The organism is Rhodococcus sp. OS5 (genome assembly GCF_056837585.1).
In genome coordinates this window covers 3475866-3492529 of the sequence record NZ_CM166368.1, presented here as the reverse complement: position 1 = coordinate 3492529, position 16664 = coordinate 3475866, and the positions used below count along the sequence as shown (strand labels likewise).

The window sequence follows — 16664 nt, the reverse complement described above, 5'->3', positions numbered from 1 at the left end:
GCGGTTATGGGCTGATAAACTAGCGCACGTCGGCTGCATGTCCGCGTGGAGGTCGCCGAGTGCTGTTTTCTCGAATACCTGAACCTCGGGGCCTGTACGACCCCGATCAGGAAACCGATTCGTGTGGTGTAGCCGTGGTAGCAGACACCTCTGGACGCCACCTGCATTCCATTGTCGACGATGCGCTCGCGGTCCTGGGCAATCTCTCCCATCGCGGCGCAGTTGGGCGCGAATCCAACAGCGGAGACGGCGCGGGCATTCTGATTCAGCTGCCGACGGAGTTCTTCGACGCGGTGACCGGGTTCGAGCTTCCACCACCCAACGCGATGGGTGAGAACACCTACGCGGCCGGAAACTGCTTTCTCCCGGTGGATCAGGAAGCACGTTGGCGCGCGGTAGTTCGGATACACCGGTACGCAGCGGCAGAAGGACTGCGGATTATCGGGTGGCGAGAGGTGCCGGTCGACCGAGACTGCGTCGGAACCGTTGCCGCGCAGTGCGCTCCGTACGTCAGTCAGTGTTTTGTGACGTGCGCCGAGTCGCGAGATCGTAGTGTGGGCGGAATTGCCTTGGACAGACGAGTGTTTGCGCTCAGGAGACAGGTCGAGCGGATTCACTGTGCCAACACTGCAGTGTATTTCCCCTCATTGTCCGCCCGAACCATCGTGTACAAGGGCATGCTGACGCCGACGCAGTTATCCGGTTACTTCACCGACCTACGCGACGACCGAATGCGAACTGCGTTGGCAGTCGTGCACAGTCGATACTCCACGAACACATTTCCGTCGTGGCCACTCGCTCAGCCGTATCGCTGCATCGCCCACAACGGCGAGATCAATACGATTGTGGGAAACAGGAATTGGATGCGCGCTCGCGAGCCGATGCTGCGGAGCACACTTTTAGGTGGGGACATCGATCGCCTGTTTCCGATCTGCACCCCGGGAGGATCCGACTCTTCGTCGTTCGACGAAGTACTGGAGTTTTTGACGCTCGGGGGCCGCAGTGTGCAACACGCCATCGCGATGATGATTCCCGGAGCCTGGGAGAACGATTCTTCGATGCCCGACGAGATAAAGGCCTTCTACCAATTTCACGGTTGTCTGATGGAACCGTGGGACGGTCCGGCGTCCGTGACGTTCAGCGACGGCATTGTTGTCGGGGCCGTGTTGGATCGCAACGGTCTTCGCCCAGGGCGATGGTGGCGGATGAAGAACGACCGTATCGTGTTGGCCAGTGAGAGCGGTGTGTTCGACGCTCCCACGTCCGAGGTGTTGGAGAAGGGGCGCCTCGAACCGGGACGCGTGTTTCTCGTGGACACCGCTCGCCATCGGATCGTTTCCGATGCGGAGATCAAGTCCGAACTCGCGAGCACAGCCCCCTACCGGGACTGGGTCGACGGGGGATTGGTCGACCTCGAGGAAATCCCCGAGACTGCGCCTGCCCGAGGCGATCCGGCTCCGCTGTTGCAACGGCAGTTGCTCTTCGGATACCACGCCGAGGACCTGCGGGACATTCTTGTCCCGATGGCAAGCTCAGGATCGGAGCCGTTGGGGTCGATGGGTGTCGACACGCCTCTCGCCGTTCTTTCGGATCGGCCGAAGCTGTTGTACGACTACTTTATTCAGCTCTTTGCTCAGGTGACCAACCCGCCTTTGGACGCGATTCGCGAGGAAGTCGTCACTACGCTTGGTGTCACCCTCGGCGCTGAGCAGAACTTGTTCGAAGCGTCGGCGCTGTCGTGCCGAAGGATTGTTCTCGACAAACCGGTGATCGGACCGGGAAAGATGGCGAAGGTCGCCGAACTATACGGCGCAAGAACTCCGAGAAGCGCTGTCCTTCGCGCAGGTTTCGATCCGAGGGGCAGTCTCACCGAAGGCGTCGAGAGGCTTCGTGAGTCCGCCCGAACAGCCGCCGCAGCCGGAATCGAGATTCTGGTGATCTCCGACCGTGGATCAGGCCCTGAGCAGGCTCCCATTCCGTCATTGCTCGCAGTATCAGCCGTGCACCACGATCTGGTTCGTCATGGCCTGCGGACCAAGGTTTCCCTTGTCGTCGACTCGGGTGACGCGCGCGAAGTTCATCACATCGCGCTGCTGATCGGCTACGGTGCGGCGGCTGTCCACCCGTATCTTGCTCTCGAATCTGTCCAAGCCCTCAGCGAGCAGGACGAACTTCCCGGGATAGATCCGAAGACTGCGTCGGACAACTACCTGAGAGCAACAAATTTCGGCGTGCTCAAAGTGATGTCGAAGATGGGAATCGCTACGGTTCACTCCTACACGGGCGCACAGGTATTCGAGGCCGTGGGCTTGGGTCGAGAGTTGGTCGACGAATACTTCTGCAACACACGGAGCCGGATCGGCGGGATCGGTATCACCGAAGTCGCGCGCGAAGTTCTGATGCGCCACACGGCTGCGTTCTCGTCGTCCGCAGTGCAGCATCGTCAGTTCGACAATCGTCAGTTGACCGACAGCGGACAGTACCGGTATCGCCGCGATGGTGAATTGCATGTGTTCACACCCGAATCCGTGTTCTTCCTTCAGCACGCGACCCGGACGGGGCGAAGTGAAATCTTTCGCCGCTACAGCGATGAAGTCGATCGACTGAGCGCGCAGGGCGGAACACCGCGGGGATTGTTTCGATTTCGGTGTGAGGTTCGTCCGCCGATTCCGCTCGATCAGGTCGAACCCGTCGAGATGATTCTCGCTCGATTCAACACCGGTGCGATGAGCTACGGCTCCCTCTCTGCGGAGGCGCACGAGACGATGGCGGTTGCGATGAATGCTCTCGGCGGGCGTTCCAACACCGGTGAGGGCGGAGAGTCGCCGGAGCGGTTGCGTGACGACAAGCGTCGAAGCGCAGTCAAGCAGGTCGCGAGTGGGCGCTTCGGGGTGACCAGCGATTACCTGGTCAATGCCACCGACATTCAGATCAAGATGGCCCAAGGTGCCAAGCCCGGTGAAGGAGGGCAGCTTCCGGGGTCCAAGGTGTACCCGTGGATCGCGGAAACCCGGTACTCGACGCCTGGGGTCGGGCTCATTTCTCCGCCCCCGCACCACGACATCTATTCGATCGAGGATCTCGCCCAATTGATCTATGACCTCAGATGCGCAAACGATCGTGCGCGGATACACGTGAAATTGGTCAGCGCAGTCGGAGTCGGGACTGTTGCGGCAGGTGTGGCCAAAGCGCACGCCGACGTGGTGCTGATCTCCGGTCACGACGGTGGGACGGGTGCTGCGGCACTCTCGTCCATCCACCACGCGGGTACGCCGTGGGAGATCGGGCTGGCCGAAACTCAGCAGACCCTGGTGCTCAACGGGTTACGCGATCGGATCGTCGTCCAGTGTGACGGGGGTTTGCGCACGGCGCGGGACGTCGTCGTCGCCGCGTTGCTGGGGGCGCAGGAGTACGGGTTTTCCACGGCGCCACTCATCGCGGCCGGGTGCGTCATGATGCGGGTATGTCACCTCGACACCTGCCCTGTCGGAGTAGCGACGCAGAATCCCGAACTGCGCGAGCGATTCACCGGCCGGCCCGAGTACGTCGAGAACTTCTTTCGCTTCATCGCCGACGACGTACGACGGCTGTTGGCAGAACTGGGGTTTCGAAGTATCGACGATGCTCTGGGGCACGCAGACGTATTGGAAATGTCTCCGGCGGTGGCACATTGGAAGAGTCGCACGTTGGACCTCTCACCACTCTTCGACGTTCCGGCCGCGCCGGCCGGCGCGGCCTTCCAACCGTATGTACCTACTTCGAGCGAACTCGAACGCACCCTGATCAAGTTGGCTGCGAACTCCCTCGAGGACGCTCGACCGGTGCATATCGAACTGCCAGTACACAATACGGATCGAGCGGTGGGAACGAGGCTGGGCGCTGAGGTGACCAGACGCTACGGCGCCGTCGGGCTACCTCAAGGCACCATCGACGTCGTGCTCCGTGGAACGGCAGGCCAGTCACTCGGTGCGTTCCTGCCACCGGGCATCTCGCTGGTCGTCGTCGGCGATGCAAACGATTACGTGGGAAAGGGGCTCTCGGGTGGACGAATCGCGCTTCGGCCGAGTGAGGACGCACCCTTCGTGGCCGAGGAGCAGGTGATTGCCGGCAATACGCTGCTGTACGGCGCTACGAGCGGTGCGCTCTATGCCAGGGGGCGTGTCGGGGAACGATTCGCGGTGCGCAACTCGGGTGCGGTCGCTGTGGTGGAAGGCGTCGGCGACCATGCGTGCGAGTACATGACCGGGGGTCGCGTCGTCATCATCGGCCCAACCGGTAGGAACCTTGCTGCGGGAATGTCCGGCGGACTTGCCTTCGTACTCGACGTGAAGGCAGAAAAGGTCAACCGCGACATGGTCGTTCTGGAGCAGCCCTCGGCGGAAGACTGTCGTCAGCTGGTCGACATTCTCGGCACGCATTTGGCCGCTACCGGTTCGCCGGTGGCGGCAAAACTACTCGACGACTGGGGTGGACAGAGTCCGAGATTCACCAAAGTCTTGCCTGTCGATTATCAGAAGGTCGTGGAACAGAACCAACTGGTGGAGCCGGCTCATGCCTGACCCACGCGGGTTCCTCAACGTGAAACGATCCGGCGCACCGACCAGACCGACCGACGTGCGCGTCGGCGACTGGGCGTCGGTATACGAGTCGCTGGATCCCGTCGTGCGAAATCGAGACGTATCTGCACAGGCCTCGCGTTGCATGGACTGCGCTGTGCCGTACTGCCATTCGGCCGACATAGGGTGTCCGCTCGGCAATCTCATTCCGGAATGGAACGACCTGGTTCGGCGTGGACGGTGGTCCGAAGCCTCGGAGAATCTGCATTCCACCAACAATTTCCCCGAGTTCACCGGACATCTGTGCCCCGCACCGTGCGAAACGGCGTGCGTTCTCGCACTCGACGACGAGCACACGTCGGGGGGTGTCACCATCAAGCGCATCGAACAGGCGATCGTCGACAACGCCTGGGAGTCGGGTTCACTGGGACCACGGCCGCCGGTAGTTCACAGCGGAAACCGTGTTGCGGTTGTCGGTTCGGGACCGGCGGGACTGGCCGCGGCTCAACAACTGACACGAGCCGGACACAGTGTCACGGTGTTCGAGCGGAGCGATCGGATCGGGGGACTCCTTCGCTACGGAATTCCGGAATTCAAGTTGCCCAAGGCCCTCATCGACCGGCGGCTGGACCAACTGACCGCCGAGGGGATCAGATTCGTCACCGACTGCGCCGTCGGAGTGAACGTGAGCGCGCACGACCTCTCGACGGAATTCGAGGCGGTAGTCCTGGCGGTCGGGGCTGATCGTGCCAGAGACACCGACGTACCGGGTCGTAGTCTTCGCGGAATCCATCGTGCGATGACGTACCTGCGTGCGGCCAACCACGAATGCGAGGGTGATGGTGCGTCGAGCATCTCGGCGCGAGGTAAGAACGTCGTGATCATCGGTGGCGGCGACACGGCCGCCGACTGCCTCGGCACGGTGCATCGCCAAGGCGCCCTCTCGGTGACGGAATTGGATTACCACGTCCCACCTCCGGCACACCGCGATCGAGATCGCGACCCATGGCCGCTGTGGCCGCGGCTCCTACGCACCTCGCCGGCGGACGAGGAGGGCAGTGACAAACGATTCCGATGGGCGGCGCAGGAATTTCTCGACGACGGTGGGGGTGCGGTCCGCGCAATCCGGATGGTTCCGGTAGCCGTGTCACGAGCGAAGGACGGACAACGGACCCTGGTGGAGACCGGCGACACGACGGATCTGGTGTGCGAGATGGTCCTACTCGCTCTGGGTTTCGACGGCGTCGAAACCGCCCCGCTGCTCACCGACCTTGATGTCGGCACCGATCCACTCGGCAGAATCGAGTGTGATGTCGGGTGGCAGACCCGGACACCCGGCGTATTCGTCTGCGGCGACGCGCATCGCGGGGCGTCGCTGGTCGTGTGGGCGATTGCCGAGGGACGGTCGGCCGCACGTGCCGTCGACATGTTTCTCACAGGCGAGTCGGCGCTTCCGGCTCCGGTTCATCCAAAGGCATTTCCGCTGTTCGTGAGCTGACCAACTGAATCGAGTAAGTACAGAAAGTGCAGGTCGCAAATGCCGGATAGAAGTGCGGTGGGGTAGCGACTAGGCTCGAGCCGTGAACCGACGGACAAAAATTGTATGCACACTTGGACCTGCGACAGCTTCTGGCGACCGCATCCGTGAGCTCGTGGAGAGCGGCATGGACGTGGCGCGCCTCAACTTCAGCCACGGCGAGCATGCCGATCACGAAGAAAACTACATTCGCGTCCGCGCCGCGTCGGACGCCACCGGAAAGGCCGTCGGTGTTCTCGCCGACCTTCAGGGGCCCAAGATTCGCCTCGGCCGATTCAAGGACGAGCGGACCACCTGGGCCAACGGTGAAGAGGTTCGTATCACCGTCGACGACGTCGAGGGAACGCACGATCGCGTCGGGACCACGTACAAGGAATTGGCGCGCGACGCCAAGGCCGGCGATCGACTGCTGGTCGACGACGGAAAGGTCGGCCTGGTCGTCACGTCCATCGACGGCAACGACGTCGTCTGTCGGGTCACCGAAGGCGGTCCGGTCAGCAACAACAAGGGCCTCTCACTGCCCGGTATGAACGTCTCCGTTCCAGCCCTGTCGGGCAAGGACATCGCCGACCTCGAGTTCGCTCTCAAGCTGGGTGTCGACTTCATTGCACTCTCCTTCGTTCGCTCACCGGCGGACGTCGAATTGGTTCACGCCATCATGGATCGAGTCGGGCGCCGCGTTCCCGTCATCGCGAAGCTCGAGAAGCCCGAGGCCATCGACAATCTCGAAGCCATCGTGCTCGCGTTCGACGCCGTCATGGTCGCCCGCGGTGACCTCGGTGTCGAGTTGCCGCTCGAGCAGGTCCCGCTCGTTCAGAAGCGCGCAATCCAGATTGCTCGTGAGAACGCGAAGCCGGTCATAGTCGCGACGCAGATGCTCGAGTCGATGATCGAGAACTCACGTCCCACTCGCGCAGAGGCATCCGATGTCGCCAACGCCGTTCTCGACGGCGCCGACGCAGTCATGCTCTCGGGCGAGACTTCGGTGGGCAAGTACGTCATGGAAACCGTTCGCACCATGGCCCGCATCGTCGAGGCCGTCGAGAACGAATCGACCCGTGTCCCACCGTTGACCCACGTCCCGCGCACCAAGCGCGGTGTCATCTCGTACGCAGCACGCGACATCGGCGAACGTCTCGACGCCAAGGCCTTGGTTGCGTTCACTCAGTCCGGTGACACGGTGCGTCGACTGGCTCGTCTGCACACGCCGCTGCCGTTGCTCGCCTTCACACCGCTGCCCGCGGTGCGCAGTCAGCTGACGCTGACGTGGGGAACCGAGACGTTCCTGGTCGATGCGGTGGCCACCACCGACGAGATGGTGCGTCAGGTGGACAGTGCGTTGCTCTCCCTCGGGCGGTACGTCAAGGGCGACCTCGTGGTCATCGTTGCCGGATCCCCTCCGGGAACTGTCGGTTCCACCAACCTCATTCACGTCCACCGTATCGGCGAAGAGGACCACTGAGTGACCCACGCGAACGCGTCCACCGACCTCGGTACTCTCCTCGGTCTGTTGGATCTGGAGCAGATCGGTGAAGACGCGTTCCGTGGATACCACCCGAAACAGGTAGGTTCGCGGACGTTCGGCGGTCAGTTGGTGTCTCAGGCACTGATGGCCGCCGGGCGGACCGTCGACGGTGATCGCCCCATCCATGCGGTGAATGCCCATTTCATTCGCGGCGGAGATGTCAAGGCGCCCATCGAGTATCGGGTGGATCGTCATCGCGACGGGCGGGCGTTCGCCAACCGTCAGGTGACTGCCTATCAGGGTGAGAACGAATTGTTCGTGATGCTCGCGGCGTTCCAGGACTCCGGCAAGGGGCTCGACCATGCTGTCGAGATCCCGGATGTTCCACTTCCGGAGTCGTTGCCTCCCATCGGCGATCATCTGGTGGGGTACGAGGAAAAACTGCCGCATTTCAGTGCGGCGCTCAAGCCGATCGACATGCGGTACGCCAACGATCCGGCGTGGATCCTCAAGGGCACCGGCGAGAAACTCAACCACAATCGGGTGTGGATGCGCCCCGACGGTGATCTGCCGGACGATTCGCTCATTCACGCTGCGACGCTGGCATATTCGTCCGACACCACCGTGCTCGATTCGATTCTGACCACTCATGGTTTGTCCTGGGGTCATGATCGTATCGTCGCGGCGACGGTCAATCATTCGATCTGGTTCCATCGCCCGTTCCGGTTCACCGACTGGGTTCTGTACGCCACCGAATCGCCGGTCGCCGCAGGTTCGCGCGGTCTGGCAACGGGACGGTACTTCTCGGTGGAAGGTCTGTTGTTGGCGACGGTGGTCCAAGAAGGAATGATCAGGCATTTCCCGCGTAAAGGGGAATGAGATGCGGGCCCGAGACCGAACTCGGGCCCAGAATCAAGCAGACTTGCGATATTGCGGTGAGAGTTCGTCGGCGCGGTCCCACGGAGACCAGTCGACTTCGCGTCCATCGAGTTGGGCCGCAACAACTTCCAAGCCCGCGTGCCAGCCGGCGGCGTGCGCGTACGCGGATTCCTCGTCCTCCATCGTGTGGGTGAGAGTCAGCCAACAGCCGCCGGTGCCGTCCGGTGCCAGTTCCCAATGAAGAGTGTCTGCGTCCCAGAGGAATTCGAGAATTCGGTGCGGGTGGACGCTGATGACCGTCCCGCGCGTCACGTGATCTGCGGGCAGTCCGAAACGCTCGACTTGTTCCGGTGTCACCTTGAACAGTAGATCCGCGCCGGGAGTGAGATCGAAATCGACGTCCGCCGGAAACCAGGCGTCGAGGTACTCGCGTTCCGTTATCACTTTCCAGACCTTGTCCGGTGCGTGCGGAATCGCCAGTTGGAAGCTCAGTGACACCCGACCGTCATAGGTCAGGTTTATCTTGCCGTTGTCCATCGGTGCCTCCAATGCTTGGTGCCCGTGCGGTTGCCCCCATCGTGCCATCTAATTGCACAGGATGGAATAACTGCAGGTCAGATCGTTACCTATTGATAGGTTATGTCGATTTGTCTCGTTTTGTGAGTTGCGTTCTCGATGCGTTTCGTGGCGCTGAAAGAACCGCGCGGTACGCTGACCACGCACGACTGGCGCGGGTGGGGATTACCACCGGGGAGTGCACATCGCGAGGCATCGACCGCCTGGGTGCTTCACACATCTTGTGTGAAGGGGGATCCATGTCTACCGAGAATCGGCCTACCGAAAATCTGTCTACCGAAAATCTGCCCAGCCAGAACGTGGCCGCTCGAATAATCGACGGACGCGCAATTGCCGATGCTGCGCTCGCGGACCTGTCAGTGCGCACCAGGCAGTTTCGTGATGAGGCGGGGCACGTTCCTTGCCTGGCCGCCGTCATCGTGGGAGCGGACCCGGCCTCGAAGGCGTATGTACAGATGAAGGCCAAACGATCTGTCGCCGTTGGAATGACGTCGCGGACGGTCGAACTCCCGGTGAGTACAACCACCGAAGAACTGGTCGGCGTGCTGAGAGCGTTGTCGGCGGACCCTTCGATCGACGGCATACTGCTGCAACACCCGGTGCCAGACCACATCGACGAACGGGCCGCGTTCGATGCCATCTCGGCCGACAAAGACGTTGACGGCGTCACTTCGGCATCTTTTGCGGCAATGGCGTTGACCGGTGGGGGATTCGAATCGTGTACGCCGAGTGGCATCCTGCGCCTGCTCGGCGCCACAGGCGTCGAACTCACCGGAAAGCATGCTGTCGTGGTCGGCCGAAGCCCGATACTCGGATTGCCGATGGGAATGCTCCTCCTGCGTCGAGGCGCAACGGTGACATACTGCCATTCGCGAACCGTCGACCTGGCCGCCCACGTCGCCTCGGCAGACGTCGTCATCGCGGCCGTCGGTGTTCCGGAACTGATCAAAGGGGCGTGGATCAAGCCTGGGGCAGTGGTGATCGATGCGGGGTACAACGAGGGCAACGTCGGAGATGTGGAGTACACCGCTGCGCTCCCACATGCCGGTGCGATCACACCAGTGCCGGGTGGCGTCGGCCCCATGACGGTGGCAGTCCTGCTGGAACAAACACTGGCAGCAGCAGTTCGAGCAGCGGAAGTTCGGGCATGCAGTGAGAGTTCGGGCATGGAGTGAGAATCATGACAGTCGTGTTGAACCGGACCCCGCAATCGCCTCGGATCGATTGTGAGACCTCGGTTTCGAGACGGAGTATTCATCCGCCCCGCGATACCCGAATTACCGCGTCGAGCACCGCTGCGCTGGAATGGCTGAGCTGAGCGCGCAATTGGGTATTCGACAGTCAGCTGTGTGCTGTGGGGATGTCGATCGTCAACTGGGACGGTGAATCGGATGTCGATACGGTGTATGCCGGACGGATGTCGACCGTGCCGACAAACGACTGCAGGATCGCACTGTTCCTGGCTGCACTGTCTATGCGCGTGATGTTTTCGCCCTCGTGAGATACGGAGTTGATCGACGAATCCGATTGGACTCCCATCAGGTCGACTTGAAGTATCGATCGACTTCCGACGTCCACGACTGTGCTGTCACCCGCTCGGATTGCTTCACTGACGTATTCGGTTTTCCAGAACACTGATCCATTTCCGTCGAATCGGTAGGTGATTCGGGTGAAACCGTCGTGATCGGTTACGTCGATCTCGGTCACGTCGACGCGCGGATTCGGTGAAGGGATCTCCGTGTCGTTCGGGAACGGAGCAAGCGTGGAGATCTCGGTTGGTGGGGCATCGATCGGGGGAGTGCCGACCTGAAGGGTGCCTGTCTGTGTTGCAGCATCGAGGACGGTCTGGGTGGAAGATTCGCCGGCAGTGTCGGATTGGTCGTCAGTCTGACACCCGGTGAGCAGCGCGAAAAAAGATATGGCTCCGAGCAGAGCAATCAGGCGACGACCGTTCATGGATCGAATCTAGCTGCGGTTGATCTGGGGTACAGCCGAATGCCGAACCTTGCGGTGCGGCGGCTGCGGCAGGTGGTGCCCTCGGTGAGACTCGAACTCACACTGGACGGGTTTTGAAAACGGATAGTGTGGTTTCTCTCGGACGTCTGCACTTGCGCAGATGTTTTTTGGATTGCCATATTCGTACAGCTAGACGACCTGTTTACGCTAGTTGCGGTTGGCGAGCGTGTTCACGTCCGACCCTGCGCAGGAGGTGCGGCGCGACGACCCAGACGACCCAATGCGTACCGCCACGCGAGAAATGGCAGCGGTGTTCGCTGGTCTTGAGCGCCGCATGACAGCGTAGCGTCTCAAGGAGGGGCGGAAGGCGAAAGCTGACCAGGGTGGTCATGCGACCGGTAGCGCGCCCTATGGCTGGACGCCCGCTCCGCGGCTGCTTCCAAACCGCACGGAGCACTTGTCGAGGTCCCGGCCGAGCAAGAAGCACTAAAGCGGATGCGTGATCTTGCAGCACAAGGCGTGAGCACACGTGAGATTGCCCGAACCCTCACAGACGAACGGCACCGGACAAAACACGGAGGCCAATGGTCCAGTCCCACTGTTGCACGAATCCTCAGCCGTGCAATCACTTCCAATGAAAAGGTGGAAATCTAGTGGCTTACATCAGGGCGCATGACACCACGGCTCGACGCAAAGGCAAGGCAGTAAAGCGGTATGAAGTTGTCTTTACCGAGTTCGTCCGCGACCCAATGGGTTTGCCCATCCCCGTTGACCCGGCCAAACCGTCTGGAAAGAAGAAGACGCGCGCACGGCAGGAATCGTTCGGCACGCGAGAATTCGGGGAGGCGCGCCGCGACGAATTGAATGCTGCGCGGCAGACTTTGGGCACGGCATCACTGGCTGACAAGCGCAAAGCTGGCGATCTTCCGTTCGGCTACTACGCCGACGGGTGGCTAAAGTCGATGGACGTCAAGGTGTCGCGCGGTGCGCTGAAGGAGACCACCGCTGCGGAGTATCGGCGCAGCTTGCGGTGCTACGTGATGGACCAGTTCGGCGGGCAAGCGGCCGCGAGCATTTCACCGCGTCACTGCGAGGACTTCCTTGCGGATCTGGTCGGCCGCGTGGCAGTCGAGGTGGGCAGTCGCTACCCGGTCTATGAACTCCCGGTGCTTTCCTCTGGCATCCCCGGTGCCTGCCGAACCGACCAAACATCGAACGTAGTGCAGTTGTTCGGCAGGCGATCGAGTTAGGCTTGGTCAGTCGCAAGAGGAAGCCTCGTTGAATCGGCCCAACCAGCGATTATATTAATTGCTGACTCCAGGACGGTAAACGCCTTCTTGATCTTATTGGCTGGCTTCTTGAAGTCACGACTCATTCGAGACATGACAGTGAACACTTCGCGAAATTCAGGAAGCTGGCTGACTACTTCGTTCTGTATGGTGTCGCGCATTTCAACGAATTGTTCATTCACTTTGCGGATGCTTGGTTCTGCAGTTTTGATGACCATGGGCGACTGAGAAAACTCGATGAGGGAGTCAAGGCCTCTGTCAACCTCTCTTAGTTTGAACTCAAAGCGGCGGCAGGCGCTTAGGAATTCCGTCGCAGGTGGGTCGATGCGCTTGGCCAAGTCTTTGATTAGGGCCAACCTGTCTGTGTTGGAGTTTAAGTCACCGAGTCGCGGTGCGGTGTTGAAAATCGACCCAATCTTTGCGAACTCCGAAGTAATGGCGCTCATGTCATCACCCGAATCGGTGATAGCAATCTCGGCTAGTTCCAACGCCTCGAACAACCCAGGCTCATCCGTGTCGTCGTCAAATTCGTCATCGGCGTCGGCGTCGGCGTCGTCGGCCTCGGCTGGCTTGAGCCTTGACGCAGCCGGTATTTGCTCGGGTTTAGCTTCGACATCTTTCGCGATAGCTTTTAATCTTCGGCCAATTTTAGCGAGTGCACGTTTGTAAACCGAAGAGGATTCGTCTTCCAGTCGTACGTCTCTCCAATCTAAGAACTGAATCTGCTTGACAATCTGGCGGATTTCATCCTCAGTTTCGTCGGACAAATCAACATCCGCGTAGACAATTGGAAGTAATAGCTCGCCAAGATTGGATTCTTTGGCTCGCGACCAAAAGTCGAGAAACTCCGCTCTGCAATTATCGCTGTTCAAGTAGCTTGCTGAAATTATCGGTATGAAGAAGGTTGTGCCCGCGATGGTTGAATTAATTTTCTGTTGCCATTCGTCGCCCCACTTCAAACCCGATTCCTCGTCGCGGTCTACAAAGAGCGTGAGCTTCTCACCGGTCTCCAGTAGGTATGCGCCCTCGACCTGTTTTGCTAGGTCGCGCACGTGCCCACCGGTTGCGTCGTTGTCGGCGTGTGCATAGCTCCAGAAGGCTGTTGCGGTACTCAGTTCCATTCGGTGAGCATATCGAGCGGTACCGACAGGCCCGTCGAGCAACGGCGCTGGGGGTGGCCTAGTCGGTCGACGACAGCGCTCCCTCGGTTTGCTCGCTTGAGGTGGAGTTCGTACTCCTTCTGTTGGTTGGGTCCACTCTTGCGTCGAAGCTTACTGCCGACTCTTGCGCAATGCTGAGCCTGAAGACGTTCGCTAGCGCATCGTGCGCGGCTCTCACATCTGCTGTGAGAGCGACGATCTGGCCTTCGTAGTGCCACCACGAATCCTTGTCGTGGGCGTCGTCTGATGGCTCGTTCACGCGGAACAAGTACCAGTACCTCATCGCCTCGCGTTCGGCAAACAGTAGTTCGCGGGCCTTGTTGGCGAGTTCGGTTGACGAAACGAACACATCGTTAGGCGCGATGACCGAAATTGTTGACTCTAATATCTCCACTTCGGTCCGAAACGAACGCAACCTTTGCACGATGGGATCTGCCTCCGTGAAAAAGAACTCGCCCGTGTGGTTGCGCAAATTGCCAGTACTCGCATACCCCGCGATGGTTGACAGCAACTTGCCGTGCAGGTCGCCGACTTCTCCCGAAATCGACTGAGACACACGAAGGAGATTGCCAATAGCTTCGAGATTCTTGGTTCTTCGCCAGTCGTCAATCTCTCGGCGATCCGCCGATGTGATGGCGGCTCGATTTGTCGCGTTACTGACCAACACTCCAACGAGTGCGACTGCAGCCACGACAGCCGAACCGAGCACCGGTAGCCACCAATTCGAGGAGTTGATCAGTTCGACGTGCAAAGTTGAATTCATGGCCGGATCTTGTCACCTGCGGCAGACAGGGTACAGGCGGCTCGGTAGACGGGGTGGAACCGGGGTGGCAATGAGAAAGCCCCAGACCAGTGAGCGACTAACGCTACTAGCTGGGCGTTCCCGGTGCCCTCGGTGAGACTCGAACTCACACTGGACGGGTTTTGAATCCGTTTCCTCTGCCAATTGGGATACGAGGGCTTGTTGCGATGACTACATTAGAAGATGCGATTTCAATGTCAAACACCGGTACCCTCTAATCGTTCGCGTCTCGTGTCGGGGCGGTTCGATGGAGGAGGATGGTGGCCATGAATTCGCCGCAGCCGCAAGGCAATCAGCTCGCACCCCGTCGTGTTGTCGTCGCTGAAGACGAGGCGTTGATCCGCATGGATCTGGTCGAGATGCTCCGCGAAGAGGGCTACGACGTCGTCGGTGAGGCGGGTGACGGGCAGGTCGCGGTGGAGTTGGCCGAGTCGCTCAAGCCTGATCTGGTCATCATGGACGTGAAAATGCCCAGGAGAGACGGCATCGACGCCGCTTCGGAGATTGCCGCCAAACGCATCGCTCCTGTTGTCATTCTCACAGCGTTCAGTCAGCGCGAGTTGGTCGAGCGCGCACGCGATGCCGGCGCCATGGCTTACTTGGTCAAGCCGTTCTCGATCAGTGACCTCGTTCCCGCTGTCGAATTGGCGGTCAGTCGTTTCCGCGAGGTGACGGCGCTCGAGCGTGAGGTCGCTGATCTTTCGGACCGGCTCGAAGCGCGCAAGCTGATCGAGCGAGCCAAGAGTGTTCTGATGGTGCGCCAAGCGCTCACCGAACCTGAGGCGTTCAAGTGGATTCAGCGCGCCGCGATGGATCGGCGCTCCACGATGAAGGCGGTCGCACAGGTCGTACTGGAAACTCTGGGCGGTGAACCGGACGCTTGAGCAAAGTGTCCGGGTTACCGGGTTGCTGCGTCGACCGTCGAAACGTCGCGCAGCGCTACAGCCGTGTAAACACTGTGCACCTTCAGATAACAGTCAGGTCACAGGGCTTTCTTGAAGGATCGCGAAACGGTTCCAAGGTCTAGCGTCTGATCCCACAGCGAGCGCCAGTTCGGGTGGCGCGAGCACCGGCTGATCTTAGGAGCGTGGGATGGCTAGACGAACACTTGTGCGTACTGCTGCAGTTCTCGGCGCGGCATCACTGGCACTTGCAGGCTGTAGCTCGGACAAGTCGGATGACTCGTCTTCGAGTGGCTCTACGTCCGGCGCTTCTGCCGCGACGACATCCGTCACGACTGATTGCACCCCGGAGCAGGCCAAGGCCGGCGCCACCCCGTCCACGGAAGCGCTGCGCATCGGCACGCTTCTTCCCGATACAGGCAGCTTGTCGTTCCTCGGGCCGCCGATGGTCGCGGGCACCCAGCTGGGAGTCAACGACGTCAATGCAGCCGGAGGCGTTCTCGGCCAACCGGTCCAGCTGATTCCCGGCGATTCGGGTGACACCACAACGGACACCGCCAATACCACCGTCGACCGCGAATTGGCTGCAGGCACTCAGGTCATCGTCGGCGCCGCGTCGTCTTCGGTCTCGCTCAAGGTGATCGACAAGATCGCCAGCGCAGGCGTCGTGATGTTCTCGCCTGCCAACACCTCGGACCAATTCGTCTGCTACCCAGACAAGGGCATGTACTTCCGCACCGCTCCGACGGACGTACTGCAGGCTCAGGCCGTCGCACAGCTCATTTCGGACGACGGTGGTCAGCGCGTAGCGATCATGGCCCTCAACGACCCGTACGGGACGGGTCTGGCGGACAACATCGAAAAGAATCTGATCGATTCGGGTGTCCCCTCCGATCAGATCGAGAAGATCATCTACGACCCGAACGCGCAGTCGTTCAACTCCGAAGTCGATCAAGTCAAGAACTTCAATCCGGATGCAGTGGCACTGGTGGGCTTCGAAGAGTCGGCGAAGATCATCACGCGCATGCACGAAGTGGGCATCGGCCCGTCGGACGGAATGGCGATGTACGGCGTCGACGGCAACATGGGCAACGCTCTCGGCGAATCCGTGGCGAAGCCGTTGCTCGACACCATGCAGGGAACGACGCCCCTGACGGACGTCGGAGCTGCCTTCCAGGATCGTCTGAAGGCTGTGAACCCCTCTCTGATCGACTTCAACTACGCCGGAGAGTCATACGACGCGGTGGTGATCTCAGCGCTCGCTGCCGAGCAGGCGAAGTCGACGGCCGGTACCGACATCGCGGCCAACATCAACAGCGTCACCGAAGGCGGCACCAAGTGCACGTCCTACGTCGAGTGCCTGCCGTTGGTGAAGGCGGGAACCGACATCGACTACGACGGCATCACCGGTGAGTTGGACTTCAACGATTCGGGGGAGCCGTCCATCGGTTCGTACGGAAAGCTCAAGTTCGGCCCTGAGAACACCCTGACCACAGAAGGATTCGTGGTGGTGGGCAAGTAAGCAGCCAAGGAGAATGGGCC

General features: G+C 60.6%; 13 protein-coding genes, 1 tRNA gene and 1 riboswitch. Of the genes, 9 read left to right on the top strand and 5 right to left on the bottom strand.

Annotated elements, in window-relative coordinates:
* Positions 1-59 precede the first annotated feature (59 nt).
* The 4 genes from gltB to ACVZUB_RS16265 all read left to right on the top strand — a co-directional run bounded on the left by gltB (position 60) and on the right by ACVZUB_RS16265 (position 8437).
* Positions 60-4559: a glutamate synthase large subunit gene (gene gltB / locus ACVZUB_RS16280; RefSeq protein WP_482627525.1), complete on the top strand. Its 4500-nt coding sequence runs from the start codon at positions 60-62 to the stop codon at positions 4557-4559.
* A complete protein-coding gene (locus tag ACVZUB_RS16275; RefSeq protein WP_482627524.1) occupies positions 4552-6054 on the top strand; it encodes a glutamate synthase subunit beta in 1503 nt (500 codons plus the stop codon). Before gltB ends, ACVZUB_RS16275 begins: the two co-directional genes overlap by 8 nt.
* 82 nt (positions 6055-6136) lie before the next feature.
* Positions 6137-7555, top strand: coding sequence for a pyruvate kinase (pyk, locus tag ACVZUB_RS16270; RefSeq protein ID WP_003944038.1), 1419 nt, complete (start codon positions 6137-6139; stop codon positions 7553-7555).
* Positions 7556-8437 (top strand): acyl-CoA thioesterase, encoded by an 882-nt coding sequence (locus ACVZUB_RS16265; RefSeq protein WP_003944096.1) that lies wholly within the window; start codon positions 7556-7558, stop codon positions 8435-8437.
* 33 nt (positions 8438-8470) lie between these two features.
* Here the strand turns inward: ACVZUB_RS16265 and ACVZUB_RS16260 are convergent, their stop codons facing one another.
* The gene (locus tag ACVZUB_RS16260; RefSeq protein ID WP_042923025.1) at positions 8471-8974 is read right to left on the bottom strand and encodes an SRPBCC domain-containing protein; all 504 of its coding nucleotides are present in this window, start codon (positions 8972-8974) and stop codon (positions 8471-8473) included.
* A gap of 174 nt (positions 8975-9148) precedes the next feature.
* Positions 9149-9229, top strand: a riboswitch (ZMP/ZTP riboswitch).
* Between the two features lie 23 nt (positions 9230-9252).
* Between ACVZUB_RS16260 and ACVZUB_RS16255 the strand changes: the two genes are divergently transcribed.
* On the top strand, positions 9253-10188 hold the full coding sequence (locus ACVZUB_RS16255) for a bifunctional 5,10-methylenetetrahydrofolate dehydrogenase/5,10-methenyltetrahydrofolate cyclohydrolase (RefSeq protein ID WP_482627523.1): 936 nt from the start codon (positions 9253-9255) through the stop codon (positions 10186-10188).
* 166 nt (positions 10189-10354) lie between these two features.
* Here ACVZUB_RS16255 and ACVZUB_RS16250 read toward each other — a convergent pair whose 3' ends face one another.
* Positions 10355-10969, bottom strand: a complete 615-nt coding sequence (locus ACVZUB_RS16250; protein ID WP_054781294.1) for an AMIN-like domain-containing (lipo)protein — start codon at positions 10967-10969, stop codon at positions 10355-10357.
* A 495-nt stretch (positions 10970-11464) separates the two neighbouring features.
* Here ACVZUB_RS16250 and ACVZUB_RS16245 point away from each other — a divergent pair, with 495 nt between their 5' ends.
* Both ACVZUB_RS16245 and ACVZUB_RS16240 read left to right on the top strand, forming a co-directional pair.
* On the top strand, positions 11465-11623 hold the full coding sequence (locus tag ACVZUB_RS16245) for a recombinase family protein (RefSeq protein WP_482627522.1): 159 nt from the start codon (positions 11465-11467) through the stop codon (positions 11621-11623).
* Complete coding sequence (locus tag ACVZUB_RS16240) at positions 11623-12219, top strand: hypothetical protein (protein WP_482627521.1); 597 nt, start codon at positions 11623-11625, stop codon at positions 12217-12219. The genes ACVZUB_RS16245 and ACVZUB_RS16240 overlap by 1 nt, the downstream gene beginning before the upstream one ends.
* On the opposite strand, the gene ACVZUB_RS16235 is transcribed toward ACVZUB_RS16240, so the two are convergent.
* The 3 genes from ACVZUB_RS16235 to ACVZUB_RS16225 form a co-directional block, all read right to left on the bottom strand.
* The gene (locus tag ACVZUB_RS16235; RefSeq protein WP_482627520.1) at positions 12216-13379 is read right to left on the bottom strand and encodes a toll/interleukin-1 receptor domain-containing protein; all 1164 of its coding nucleotides are present in this window, start codon (positions 13377-13379) and stop codon (positions 12216-12218) included. The genes ACVZUB_RS16240 and ACVZUB_RS16235 overlap by 4 nt on opposite strands.
* 58 nt (positions 13380-13437) lie before the next feature.
* Positions 13438-14181, bottom strand: coding sequence for a hypothetical protein (locus tag ACVZUB_RS16230; RefSeq protein WP_482627519.1), 744 nt, complete (start codon positions 14179-14181; stop codon positions 13438-13440).
* A 124-nt stretch (positions 14182-14305) separates the two neighbouring features.
* Positions 14306-14379 (bottom strand) — tRNA-Leu (locus tag ACVZUB_RS16225).
* Between the two features lie 107 nt (positions 14380-14486).
* Between ACVZUB_RS16225 and ACVZUB_RS16220 the strand changes: the two genes are divergently transcribed.
* Together ACVZUB_RS16220 and ACVZUB_RS16215 are read left to right on the top strand one after the other, a co-directional pair.
* Positions 14487-15104, top strand: a complete 618-nt coding sequence (locus ACVZUB_RS16220; RefSeq protein ID WP_003944029.1) for an ANTAR domain-containing response regulator — start codon at positions 14487-14489, stop codon at positions 15102-15104.
* Between the two features lie 208 nt (positions 15105-15312).
* Positions 15313-16644 (top strand): ABC transporter substrate-binding protein, encoded by a 1332-nt coding sequence (locus ACVZUB_RS16215; RefSeq protein ID WP_003944031.1) that lies wholly within the window; start codon positions 15313-15315, stop codon positions 16642-16644.
* Positions 16645-16664: the final 20 nt, after the last annotated feature.

What these genes read in the sequence shown, in the direction of transcription:
- ACVZUB_RS16275 (WP_482627524.1), top strand. Translation starts at nt 4,552, where the DNA reads ATGCCTGACCCACGCGGGTTCCTCAACGTGAAACGATCCGGCGCACCG.
- ACVZUB_RS16245 (WP_482627522.1), top strand. Translation starts at nt 11,465, where the DNA reads ATGCGTGATCTTGCAGCACAAGGCGTGAGCACACGTGAGATTGCCCGA.
- ACVZUB_RS16230 (WP_482627519.1), bottom strand. Translation starts at nt 14,181, where the DNA reads ATGAATTCAACTTTGCACGTCGAACTGATCAACTCCTCGAATTGGTGG.
- ACVZUB_RS16235 (WP_482627520.1), bottom strand. Translation starts at nt 13,379, where the DNA reads ATGGAACTGAGTACCGCAACAGCCTTCTGGAGCTATGCACACGCCGAC.
- ACVZUB_RS16220 (WP_003944029.1), top strand. Translation starts at nt 14,487, where the DNA reads ATGAATTCGCCGCAGCCGCAAGGCAATCAGCTCGCACCCCGTCGTGTT.
- ACVZUB_RS16250 (WP_054781294.1), bottom strand. Translation starts at nt 10,969, where the DNA reads ATGAACGGTCGTCGCCTGATTGCTCTGCTCGGAGCCATATCTTTTTTC.
- ACVZUB_RS16260 (WP_042923025.1), bottom strand. Translation starts at nt 8,974, where the DNA reads ATGGACAACGGCAAGATAAACCTGACCTATGACGGTCGGGTGTCACTG.
- ACVZUB_RS16215 (WP_003944031.1), top strand. Translation starts at nt 15,313, where the DNA reads ATGGCTAGACGAACACTTGTGCGTACTGCTGCAGTTCTCGGCGCGGCA.
- ACVZUB_RS16255 (WP_482627523.1), top strand. Translation starts at nt 9,253, where the DNA reads ATGTCTACCGAGAATCGGCCTACCGAAAATCTGTCTACCGAAAATCTG.